Here is an 11,569-nt window from a genome sequence, read left to right on the forward strand (position 1 = left end):
GGCCCCGGGCGGTCGGGCGAAGGCCAGGATGGGTGCATGGCTGCGCCCTCGATCGTCTGGTTCCGCGACGACCTCCGCCTCGGTGACAACCCCGCGCTGCGGGCGGCGCTCGACCGGGACGCCCCCGTCATCGGCGTCTACGTGCTCGACGAGGACTCCGCGGGCGTGCGCCCGCTCGGTGGGGCAGCGAGGTGGTGGCTCCACCACTCGCTGACCTCGCTCGGCGACGACCTCGCCGCCAAGGGGGCGAGCCTCGTGCTGCGGCGGGGCGCGGCATCCGATGTCCTTCCCGCTCTCGTCGCCGACACCGGTGCCGGGGCCGTGTTTTGGAACCGGCGCTACAGCCTGCCGGAACGCGACATCGACGCCGATCTGAAGGCGAGCCTGCGCGAGGACGGTGTCACGGTCGAGTCGTTCGCCGCCTCGCTGCTGTTCGAGCCGTGGACGGTGAAGACCGGCGCCGGCAAGCCGTTCTCGGTCTACAGCCCGTTCTGGCGGGCGTGCCTGTCGCTGCCGGCGCCGCGGGCGCCGCTTCCCGAACCCCGCGAGGTGCCGGGATTCTCAGGACGCGTCGACTCCGACGATCTCGACTCGTGGGAGCTGCTTCCCACCGATCCCGACTGGGCGGGCGGGCTGCGCGAGCGGTGGACACCGGGCGAGGCGGCGGCGAAGCGTCGACTGAAGGAGTTCATCGCCGGCGACCTCGCCGGTTACGACCGGAGCCGCGACGAACCGGCGTCGGGGTCGACGTCGATGCTGTCGCCGCGCCTGCGCTGGGGCGAGCTCAGCCCGTACCAGATCTGGGATGCCGCGGTCGACGAGGGGAACCCGCGCCGGTTCCTCTCCGAGCTCGGCTGGCGCGAATTCGCCTGGCACACCCTGTTCCACCACCCCGACCTCGCGACGGTGAACCTCCGCCGCGAGTTCGACGCCTTCCCGTGGCCCCGGCTGAAGCCCTCGCACCTGCGGGCGTGGCAGCGGGGCGAGACCGGGGTCGCGCTCGTCGACGCCGGGATGAAGGAGCTCTGGGTCTCGGGTTGGATGCACAACCGGGTGCGGATGGTGACGGCGTCGTTCCTCATCAAGAACCTCCTCATCGACTGGCGCCGCGGCGAGGAGTGGTTCTGGGACTGCCTGGTCGACGCGGATGCCGCGAACAACCCCTTCAGCTGGCAGTGGGTCGCGGGATCGGGCGCCGACGCCGCACCGTATTTCCGGGTGTTCAACCCCGAGCTGCAGGCCGAGAAGTTCGATCCGAAGCGGGCGTACATCCGCAAATGGGCGCCCGAGCACGTCTCGGACGACGCCCCCGCGCCCCTCGTCGACCTCAAGGAGTCGCGCAAGGCGGCGCTCGAGGCGTACGAGGAGGTCAAGCGCGCGCCGCGCTGAGCCAGGCTGTCCCGAACTCCGGCAAAACCGCCCGCGAGAGCGGTGAGAGGGGGCCTGCGGGCCCGTCGAGACCAAACGTGCAGGAGCTGGGGACATCGCGCGGGCGGGAATGCCCGAACGGGCACCTCGGTTGGCCCCACACATGACCACCATCGGAATCATCGGCGCCGGACACATCGGCAGCCAGCTCGCCCGCGCATTCACCGGAGTCGGCTACGACGTCGTCATCGCGAACTCCCGCGGACCCGAGACCCTGAAGGATCTCGTGGACGAGGTCGGCCCGAAGCTCCGCGCCGCCACCGCAGAAGAAGCCGCCGAGGCCGCTGATATCGCCGTCGTGACGGTGCCGCTCAAGGCGATCGGCGCGATCCCGGTCGAACCGCTCGCCGGCAAGATCGTTCTCGACACCAACAACTACTACTTCGAGCGCGACGGGCACATCGAGGCCCTCGACCGGGGCGAGACCACGACCTCGCAGCTCCTTCAGGACCACCTTCCGACCTCGAAGGTCGTCAAGGCGTTCAACAACATCCTGTCCTCGCAGATCACCACCGACGGCTCGCCCGCGGGAACACCGAATCGCCGGGCGCTGGGCACCGCGAGCGACTTCCCCGAGGCCGTCGAGACGATGACCCGCCTCTACGACGAGCTCGGATTCGACACCGTCAATGCCGGCCCGCTCAGCGAGTCGTGGCGTCTCGAGCGCGACCGCCCGGGGTACGGGCAGCGTCAGACCGCAGAAGAGATGCGCGAGAACCTCGCCCGCGCGAACCGCCTCCCCTGATCGGAGCACCCTTCGGTATGAGCATCACCCTGTCGGTCCTCGACCTCGTGCCGGTGCGCGCCGGTCAGACCAGCGCCGAGGCGGTCGCGGCATCCCTCTCCCTCGTCGAGACCGCGGAACGTCTCGGCTACGAGCGGTACTGGTTCGCCGAGCACCACAACATGCCGGCCGTCGCCTCGACGGCACCTCCGGTGCTGATCGCCGCGGCCGCGGCGCGCACCTCGCGGATCCGGGTCGGGTCCGGCGGGGTGATGCTGCCCAATCACTCCCCGCTCGTCGTCGCGGAGCAGTTCGCCGCGCTCGAGGCCATCGCCCCGGGCCGCATCGACCTGGGCATCGGGCGGGCGCCCGGCAGCGATCCGGTCATCACACAGCTGCTGCGGATGTCGGGGACCACCAGCGACGTCGAACGCTTCCCCGATCACATCGGCGACATCCTGGCTCTCACCTCGCCCGACGGCGCGGCGATCCGCCTGACCTCCGGCAGCACGTACGAGGTGCGAGCGACCCCGGCTGCGCAGAACGCCCCCGAGGTCTGGCTGCTCGGCTCGAGCGATTACTCGGCGAAGCTCGCCGCCTCGCTCGGTCTGCCCTACGTCTTCGCCAACCACTTCTCCGGTGCCGGCCTCGAGCGGGCCCTGCAGCTGTATCGCGACCAGTATCAGCCCTCCGAGGCGCACCCGCAGCCGCGCACCTTCGTCACGGCCAACATCGTCGCGGCCCCGACCGCGGAGGAGGCGGAGGCGCGAGCCCTGCCGCAGCTGCGGATGATGGTGCGGCTGCGGACCAACCAGACCCTCACCCCGCTCGAGACCGTGGAAGACGCGCAGAGCGCGGCGCCGCTCGCTCCCATGGCCGATCAGATCATGGCCGGTGCTCGCGCGACCTGGTTCGTGGGCACCGGCGATGACGTGGCGGCGGGCCTGGCCGATCTGGCCGCACGCGCGGGGGTCGACGAGGTGATGGTGTCGCCGATCGCGGGAGCGTTCGCTTCAGAGCAGAGGGATGCCGCGGCGGGACGCACCCAGTCGCTCACGCTCCTCGCCGAGGCGATGGCGTCTCGCGCCGACGCGGCGTCGGCAGGAGCAGCGCCCGCGCTCACACGCTGAGCCCGGCAGCCTCGGAGATCGGCGCGCCCTCGGCCCATCCGGGGGGATGTGGGCCGAGGGCGCGCGGATCCCCGAGGCTGCGTCGCGCGAAGCGCGAGGCCGGGTCAGCCCCCCGCCACGGCGGGTGCCTTCGACGGGTCACCAGAACCGACGTCCTCACCCGACGCCGCCGCGGCGGCCGCCCGGCGGCGCTCCACCTCGAGCGGGTCGGCGAACGCGTCCGCACCCTGCGCCGCCGCATCCGCGTCGCTGAGCTTCGGACGTCGCGGCCACCACACCCGGTCGCGAAGCAGGAATGTCAGCGCAGGCACGATGACCGTCCGCACCAGCAGCGTGTCGATGAGGACGCCGATGCAGACGATGATGCCGATCTGCGTGAGGGTGATCAGCGGCAGCACCCCGAGGACGGCGAACACTGCGGCGAGCAGGATGCCGGCGCTGGTGATGACGGCGCCGGTCGCGGCCAGCGCCCGGATCATGCCCTGCGTGATGCCGAGTCGGTCGGCCTCCTCCTTGGCCCGGGTGACGAGGAAGATGCTGTAGTCCACGCCGAGGGCGACGAGGAACAGGAAGCTGAACAGCAGCACGTTCGTGTCGATCGCGGGGAAGTTGAACAGCGGCGTCTGGAACAGCCACCAGCTCGCCCCGACCGCCGAGAAGAAGCTCACCACGACCGCGACGAGCAGCAGCAGCGGCGCGACGAGCGCCCGCAGCAGCACGACCAGCACGATGAAGACGAGCACCAGGATGAGCGGGATCACCAGCGCCTGGTCGCGGGCCTGCGCCTCGGCGACGTCGAGCGAGCGCGCGTCGAGTCCACCGACCAGGCCGTCGCCGGCGCCCACGTCGTCGAGCGCGGCACGCATCGCCGTGATGGCCGCATACGCCTCCGGGGTCTCGGCACTGGCGTCGAGGGTGACGTCGATGCGCGCGAGGTCGTCGGTCTCCTCGGCGATCGCTGCGGCGTCGACCCCGTCGATGGTCTCGAGTTCTGCGACGGCCGCTTCGGCGTCATCCCTGCCCACGACGACCGTCGCGGGCGAGGTGGCCCCCGCCGAGAACGCGTCGGCGATGATCTCCTGACCCACGACCGCCTCGGGCTTGTCGAGGAAGCGGTCGTTCTGCGACAGACCGGTCTGCACGAAGAACACGCCCGAGGCGAGCGCGCCCAGCACGACGAATCCGCTGATCGCGACGATCGCGGGGCGGCGCGAGACGCCGCGCCCGAGCTTGCCCCAGGGGCTTCGCGAGATGGCGTCGCGCGACCCGAACCGCGGGATGTAGGGCCAGAACAGTCCTCGCCCGAACAGCACGAGGGCCGCCGGGAGCACGGCGAGCGCGAAGATCATCGCGACCACGATCCCCACGGCGCAGGCCAGCCCGAGGGCGCGGTTGCCCGCCAGCTCGGCGAAGAGGAGCGTCGCGAGGGCCAGCGCGACGGTCGATCCGCTCGCGATGATCGCCGGGCCGGCACCCCGCACCGCCCGCCGCATGGCTTCGCGGCGGTCCTCGTGAAGCCTCAGCTCGTCGCGGTATCGGGCGATGAGGAGGAGCGCGTAGTTCGTGCCGGCACCGAAGACGAGCACCGACAGGATGCCGGTGATCGACGGGTCGAGTTCGACGCCGACGGCGGCGGCGACGTTGCGTGCCACGATGCCCGCCAGCGCGTCGGCGACGCCGATCACCGTCAGCGGCACGAGCCAGAGCCACGGGCTGCGATAGGTGATGAGGAGGAGGATCGCGACGACGATCACGGTGGTCAGGAGCAGCGTGATGTCGGCACCGGCGAACACCGCAGCGAGGTCGACCTCGAAGCCTTCGGGGCCGGTGAAGTACACGCGCACGTCGTCGCCGAGGTCGGCGGAGGCGGCATCCCGGATCTCCTGCGCACGCTCGGACTGCGCCTCGATACCGGTCTCGGGATCGAGCGGCACGATGACGAGGGCGACCCGCCCGTCATCCGAGACCTGCGCCGGCGGCACGAATCCATCGGGGGTGAAGTCGACCAGGTCGCCGAACACCTTGCCGTTGATGGTCTCCAGTGTCTCGGCGCTGAGCTCGTCGCCCTCGGCCTCGAACACCAGGAACGCCGAGGTGGTGTCGGCGCTCGGGAACTCGTCGAGCAGCTCGTCGACCTGCACCGACTCCGCGGAGTCGGGCAGCCCGACAGCTGGGGCGTTGTCGGACTCGCCGCCCGTTCCCCAGGCGAAGAGCGCCGCCGCCGCGGCGGCGGCCAGGACCAGCACGATCCACGAGGTCTTGGCTGCGGTGATGAAGCGCACGTACCCGTTCATCCGTCGTCTCCTGTGTCGATGAGAGGGATTTAATTAGAAAGACTAGATATGAGGAAGACTAGCGCAGTTATACTGTCACCGTGCACGCAGCGGATGTCCCGTCAGCGCCGGCACCTCCCGGCCCGCCCGCGTTCCGCGCGCCCACCACACTGCTGCGCGAGGTGCTCGACGTCACGGAGCTGTTCGAAGAGCGGATGCGCCGCGAGCTCACGGTGAATCCCACCGACCTCGAGGCGATGGAGCACCTGCTCATGGCCGGACCACTCGCGCCCAGCGAGTTGGCCAAGCGTTTGGGCATCTCGACCGCCTCGACGACGACGGCCGTCGACCGGCTGGTCGCCCTCGGTCACGTCACGCGCGAGCCGCACCCCACCGATCGCCGCGGCGTCATGGTCGTCCCCACACCCGCGTCCCGCGCCCGAGCCCTCGGCATGCTGATGCCGATGATCCACGACGTCGACCGCGAACTCGACGACTTCACCCCCGAGGAGCAGGAGGTCATCGCCCGCTACCTGTCACGGGTGATCGCGACCTACCGGGCTCACGCGGCGACGGCAGACTGAGCCCCTGCGCGGCTCAGCCCTCGGGCTCTCCGCTGAGGAGTCCTCGCAGCCAGTCGCGCGCCTCGACGAAGACGTCGTCGGAGTACCGGTCGGGGTAGCGCACGACTGCGCGGTCGGCGCGCGGGTAGGAGCCGAGGAAGATGACCTTCGGGCTGAAGCGGCGAAGCCCCAGCAGCGCATCGGCCATCCGCTCGTCGTGGACGTGGCCGTCGGCGTCGATGACGAAGCGGTAGCGACCGAGCTCGTCGCCGATGGGACGTGAGGCGAGGAGCGAGAGATTGATCCCGCGGGTGGCGAACTGCTCGAGCATCTCCAGGAGCGCCCCCGGGCGGTCATCGGGAAGCTCGACGATGAGCGATGTCTTGTCGGCTCCGGTCGGGTCGGGCGGCGCCACGGTCTTGCCGACCAGCACGAACCGGGTCACGGCATTGAGGTTGTCGCCGATCTTCTCGGCGAGGAGTTCGAGGTCGTGGTGCTCGAGAATCCCCGGCGGGGCGATCGCGGCATCCGCATCGCTGGTGCCGTCCAGAAGACCCAGGGCGCTGGCGACGTTGCTGGATGCCGGGATGTGCGCGTGGGCGGGAAGGGTCCGTGTCAGCCACTGCAGGCACTGCGCGTACGCCACCGGATGCGCCGCGACGAGGGAGACGTCTTCGAGCCGCACTCCTCGGCGCCCGACGAGCACGAAGTCGACCGGCACGAGGTACTCGCCGATGATCCGGAGCCCCGCAACGGTGGCGAGCGCATCCTGGGCGGTGGACACACCGCCGTCGACGGAGTTCTCGATCGCGATCATCGCCGCGTGCGCACGGCCGTCGATGACGTCGGACAGGGCCTCGCCGACGTTGTGCACGGGGCGCCAGATCTGCCCCCGGGCCTCGGGAACCTGCGCGAGCGCCGCCTCGGTGAAGGTGCCGGCAGGACCGAGGAAGCTGTAGGTCCGGCGGGTGGGAACGGATGCCTCGGTTCCGGCGGCGTCGGAAGTCACGGCGTTCAGCCTAGCCACCCGGCATGTCAACCCGTGCGGGAGGTGGCTCGGTCGGGGCAGACTGGTGGCATGACGCGCGCAGGAAAGCCCGCCGAGGCCTCCGACCTCATCGACATCGACGCCCTCATCTCCGCCTATTACGATCGCAGACCCGATGCCTCCGTCCCCGCGCAGCGCGTGGCGTTCGGCACGAGCGGTCACCGCGGATCGTCGCTGAACACCAGCTTCAACGAGGACCACATCCTCGCCACCACGCAGGCGATCGTCGACTACCGGCGGATGGCGGGCATCGAGGGGCCCCTGTTCCTCGGGCGCGACACCCACGGCCTCTCCCTCCCCGCCGAGCGGAGCGCGATCGAGGTGCTGGTCGCCTCGGGGATCGACGTCCGCGTCGACGCTCGCGACTCCTGGGTCCCGACGCCCGCCCTCAGCCACGCGATCCTCGCGTACAACCGCGGGAGGAGCGCGGATGACCCCGGGCGGGCCGACGGCATCGTGGTGACCCCGAGCCACAACCCTCCCGCCGACGGCGGGTTCAAATACAACCCGCCGCACGGCGGACCGGCCGACACCGACGCGACCGGGTGGATCGCGAACCGCGCGAACGAGCTCATCACCGCGGGCCTCGAAGGAGTCGCGCGCACGAAGTACAGCGACATCGACGCCGACACGCTCGGAAGCTACGACTTCCGCGAGGAGTACGTGCGCGACCTCGCCACCATCATCGACGTCGACGTCATCCGCTCGGCCGGTGTGCGCATCGGCGCCGACCCGCTCGGCGGCGCCTCGGTGGAGTACTGGGCGCGCATCGCCGAGATGTACGAGCTCGACCTCACGGTCGTGAACCCCGACGTCGATCCGACGTGGCGCTTCATGACCCTGGACTGGGACGAGAAGATCCGCATGGATCCCTCGTCCCCGTCGGCGATGGCCTCGCTCGTGGCCAAGCGCCACGACTACGACATCCTCACCGGGAACGACGCCGACGCCGACCGGCACGGCATCGTCACCCCCGATGCGGGGCTGATGAACCCGAACCACTACCTCGCCGTCGCGATCGACTACCTCTTCTCGCACCGCGAGAACTGGCCCGCCGAGGCGAGAGTCGGCAAGACCCTGGTGTCGTCGATGATCATCGACAAGGTCGTCGCCGGGCTCGGCCGCAGCCCCTACGAGGTGCCGGTGGGGTTCAAGTGGTTCGTCCCCGGGCTTCTCGACGGCTCGGTCGCCTTCGGAGGAGAGGAATCGGCAGGCGCCTCGTTCCTCCGCAAGGACGGCACAGTGTGGACGACCGATAAAGACGGCATCCTGCTGTGCCTGCTCGCCGCCGAGATCCTCGCGGTCACCGGGAAGACCCCGTCGGAGCGCTACGCGGAGCTGGAGGCCGAGTTCGGGTCATCCGCCTATCAGCGCGTCGACGCCCCGGCGACCCCCGAGCAGAAGGCGAAGCTGGCGAAGCTGTCGCCCGACGCCGTCACGGCTACCGAGCTCGCCGGCGACCCGATCACCGCGAAGCTCTCGCACGCGCCGGGGAACGACGCGGCGATCGGCGGACTGAAGGTGCAGACGGCCGATGCGTGGTTCGCCGCACGACCGTCGGGCACCGAGGACGTCTACAAGCTGTACGCCGAGTCGCTCCGCGGCGAGGAGCACCTTCGGCAGGTGCAGGAGGAGGCACGGGCGGTCGTTTCGGCGGCCCTCGACGGCTGATCCGACGCGCCCCTCGGAACCGCGACGGACGCGCGAGCGGAGCGTACCGAATTCGTCTGCCCGCGTCGACCCCGTGGGGCATACACTGAGCCTGTGACCGAGAGCGTCGCACTTACCCGAGGTGCACCCACTCTCCACGACGTCGCCCGCGAAGCGGGGGTGTCGTTGGCGACTGCGTCGCGCGTTCTGAACGGATCGAATCGCAAGGTCGCCGACAGCTACCGGGTGCGCGTGGAGGCGGCCGCGACGAAGCTGGGCTACACCGCCAACGTCGCCGCGCAAGCGATCGCGCGTGGCGCCTCGGCCATCACGGCGTTCATCGTCACCGACATGACCGATCAGAGGTTCGGCGAACTGACCCGCGCGCTGTCGCGCGAGACCGAGGCGGCGGGGCTGATCCTCACCGTGGCCGAGACGGGCGGCGACCCCGAGCGGGAGCGGAAGATCCTGCAGACTCTGCGCGGCCAGCGGCCCCAGGGGCTGATCCTCGGGGCCGGCGTGGCGGGGATCGAGGGGCCGGTCGCGGCGGAGATCAGCGCGTTGCAGGCCATGGGGACGAGGGTGGTCACGCTCGCCCCCGAGAGCGTCGACGACGACGCGGATGCCGCAGCCCGCGCCATCCGCGTGATCCGGAACCTCCCCGAGGACTGATCCGGCCTCCGCCACCACGTGGGGCAGGATGGAGCCATGTCTTGGCTTGTCACCGGCGGAGCCGGCTACATCGGCGCGCACATCGTCAGAGCTCTGGATGCCGCGGGCCTTCCGCCCGTCGTCATCGACGACCTCTCCAGCGGTCACCCGGGATTCGTCCCCGACGGCGTCCCCTTCGTGCGCGGCAGCATCCTCGACCGCGAGCTCGTCGAGCGGACCCTCCGCGAGCACGCCGTCACCGGCGTCATCCATGTCGCGGGCTTCAAGTACGCCGGCGTCTCGGTGAAGCGGCCCCTGCACACCTACGCACAGAACGTCGAGGGCACGCGCATCGTCCTCGAGGCGATGGAGTCGGCGGGGGTGGCGAACCTCGTGTTCTCCTCCAGCGCCGCGGTCTACGGCACCCCCGACGTGCCGCTCGTCACCGAGGACCTCCCCAAGCGCCCCGCGAGCCCGTACGGCGAGTCGAAGCTGATCGGCGAGTGGCTGATCCGCGACCAGGCGGTCGCGACCGCCGAGACGGCCGCTCCCCTTCGCCACACCTCGCTGCGCTACTTCAACGTGGTGGGCTCCGGCGACCGCTCGACCTACGACACCTCACCCCACAACCTCTTCCCGCTGGTCTTCGAAGCGCTGATCGAGGGACGCACGCCCCGCATCAACGGCGCCGACTACGACACCCCTGACGGCACGAACGTGCGCGACTACGTCCACGTCGCCGACATCGCCGCCGCGCACGCGGTCGCCGCGCAGCGTCTGGCCGCCGGCGATCCGGTCGAGGCCGCCTACAACCTGGGCTCGGGCGACGGCCTGTCGGTGCGCCAGATCATGGACGCCATGGCGCGGGTCACCGGCATCGACTTCTCCCCCGAGATCGGCCCGCGTCGCGCCGGCGATCCCGACCGAATCGTCGCCACCGGCGAGCTCGCCGCCCGAGACCTCGACTGGCAGATGCGCTACAGCGTCGACGAGATGGTCCGCACGGGGTGGGAGGCCCGGCGCGCTGCCGACTGACCCGATCAGCGCAGCGGAGCGGTGCTGTCTCGGACCACGAGCGTCGGGGTAAGCGTCTCGACGACCGGCGGCGCGACGCCTGCCGACTCCACATCGTCGATAAGGACGGTGACGGCACGCGCGCCGAGGGCATCGAAGTCCTGCCGAACGGTCGTCAGCGGAGGACGGTACTGCGCAGCATCGGCGATGTCGTCGAATCCGACCACGCTGACATCACGCGGCACCTCCCGGCCGGCGTCGGCCAGGGCCCGCAGGGCGCCGAGCGCCATCTGGTCGTTCGCGACGAACACGGCAGTGGCGTCGCCGAGGCTGCCGGCGGCGGCATGACCGGATGCTGCGCTCCAGTCGCCGCGCACCGGGGCGACCGGCTCCATCCCGGCCTCGGCCAGGGCCTCCCGCCAGCCCCGCTCCCGCTCCCTGGCGGCGAACGAGTCGGACGGCCCGGCGATGTGCGCGATACGACGATGACCGAGGGAGAGGAGGTGAGCGGTCGCCTCGGAGGCGCCCGCCGCGTGGTCGGTCTGGACGACGTGCGCTCCCGACGGCTCTCCCGCACTCGATCGGCGCCCCACGGGCGCGTCGACGAGGACGAGGCGGAAGCCCGCGGCGGCGGGGACCGCCGCGGCGAACGGCGTCGCCTCGTTCAGCACGACGGCGCCGTCGACCCCCTGATCGGCGAGCCGCGCGAAGGCGTCGTCGGCCGATTCCGGCCCGGCCACCGTGGCGACGGCCAAGCCGTAGCCGCGCCCGGCGGCAGCCGCCGCCACGGCCTGCAGCATGCGGGAGTTCCCCACCGTGCCGAGGGTGGCCACGACGAGGCCGATCGTCTGGGTGCGGCCGGTGCGCAGAGCGCGCGCGGCGCGGTGCGGGCGATAGCCGAGCCGGGCCATGGCCTCCTCGACCCGCGACCGCGTGGCCGGATCCACCCGAGGGCTGGCATTGACCACCCGGGAGACGGTCTGGCCCGACACCCCGGCCGCCGCGGCCACATCGGCCATCGACACTCGACGCATGCCCACTCCCACCCACACAACTCCGGCAATCCGGTTCATGTTGACGTTACCACG

At 71.0% G+C, this 11,569-nt stretch carries 10 protein-coding genes; 7 read left to right on the forward strand and 3 right to left on the reverse strand.

Annotated features, from left to right (window positions below):
• Positions 1-36 precede the first annotated feature (36 nt).
• The 3 genes from FBY40_RS16260 (at position 37) to FBY40_RS16270 (ending at position 3,282) form a co-directional block, all read left to right on the forward strand.
• Positions 37-1,389, forward strand: coding sequence for a cryptochrome/photolyase family protein (locus FBY40_RS16260; RefSeq protein WP_141939783.1), 1,353 nt, complete (start codon positions 37-39; stop codon positions 1,387-1,389).
• Positions 1,390-1,498: 109 nt separating this feature from the next.
• The gene (locus FBY40_RS16265; protein WP_442922876.1) at positions 1,499-2,173 is read left to right on the forward strand and encodes an NADPH-dependent F420 reductase; all 675 of its coding nucleotides are present in this window, start codon (positions 1,499-1,501) and stop codon (positions 2,171-2,173) included.
• 17 nt (positions 2,174-2,190) lie between these two features.
• Positions 2,191-3,282 (forward strand): LLM class flavin-dependent oxidoreductase, encoded by a 1,092-nt coding sequence (locus FBY40_RS16270; protein WP_141939785.1) that lies wholly within the window; start codon positions 2,191-2,193, stop codon positions 3,280-3,282.
• Positions 3,283-3,386: 104 nt separating this feature from the next.
• On the opposite strand, the gene FBY40_RS16275 is transcribed toward FBY40_RS16270, so the two are convergent.
• Positions 3,387-5,576: an MMPL family transporter gene (locus FBY40_RS16275; protein ID WP_141939786.1), complete on the reverse strand. Its 2,190-nt coding sequence runs from the start codon at positions 5,574-5,576 to the stop codon at positions 3,387-3,389.
• Between the two features lie 80 nt (positions 5,577-5,656).
• Between FBY40_RS16275 and FBY40_RS16280 the strand changes: the two genes are divergently transcribed.
• Entirely contained in the window at positions 5,657-6,139 is a 483-nt protein-coding gene (locus FBY40_RS16280; protein ID WP_235014963.1) for a MarR family winged helix-turn-helix transcriptional regulator, read from the forward strand.
• A gap of 13 nt (positions 6,140-6,152) precedes the next feature.
• Here FBY40_RS16280 and pheA read toward each other — a convergent pair whose 3' ends face one another.
• Positions 6,153-7,127: a prephenate dehydratase gene (gene pheA / locus FBY40_RS16285; RefSeq protein WP_141939787.1), complete on the reverse strand. Its 975-nt coding sequence runs from the start codon at positions 7,125-7,127 to the stop codon at positions 6,153-6,155.
• A gap of 69 nt (positions 7,128-7,196) precedes the next feature.
• Between pheA and pgm the strand changes: the two genes are divergently transcribed.
• The 3 genes from pgm to galE all read left to right on the forward strand — a co-directional run bounded on the left by pgm (position 7,197) and on the right by galE (position 10,502).
• On the forward strand, positions 7,197-8,837 hold the full coding sequence (gene pgm, locus FBY40_RS16290) for a phosphoglucomutase (alpha-D-glucose-1,6-bisphosphate-dependent) (RefSeq protein WP_141939788.1): 1,641 nt from the start codon (positions 7,197-7,199) through the stop codon (positions 8,835-8,837).
• A gap of 93 nt (positions 8,838-8,930) precedes the next feature.
• The gene (locus FBY40_RS16295; protein WP_141939789.1) at positions 8,931-9,488 is read left to right on the forward strand and encodes a LacI family DNA-binding transcriptional regulator; all 558 of its coding nucleotides are present in this window, start codon (positions 8,931-8,933) and stop codon (positions 9,486-9,488) included.
• A 36-nt stretch (positions 9,489-9,524) separates the two neighbouring features.
• A complete protein-coding gene (galE, locus tag FBY40_RS16300) occupies positions 9,525-10,502 on the forward strand; it encodes a UDP-glucose 4-epimerase GalE (RefSeq protein WP_141939790.1) in 978 nt (325 codons plus the stop codon).
• A 5-nt stretch (positions 10,503-10,507) separates the two neighbouring features.
• On the opposite strand, the gene FBY40_RS16305 is transcribed toward galE, so the two are convergent.
• Positions 10,508-11,515: a LacI family DNA-binding transcriptional regulator gene (locus tag FBY40_RS16305; RefSeq protein WP_235014965.1), complete on the reverse strand. Its 1,008-nt coding sequence runs from the start codon at positions 11,513-11,515 to the stop codon at positions 10,508-10,510.
• Between the last annotated feature and the right edge of the window lie 54 nt (positions 11,516-11,569).

It is taken from the genome of Microbacterium sp. SLBN-154 (assembly GCF_006715565.1).
In the GTDB taxonomy this organism is placed as follows: Bacteria; Actinomycetota; Actinomycetes; order Actinomycetales; family Microbacteriaceae; genus Microbacterium.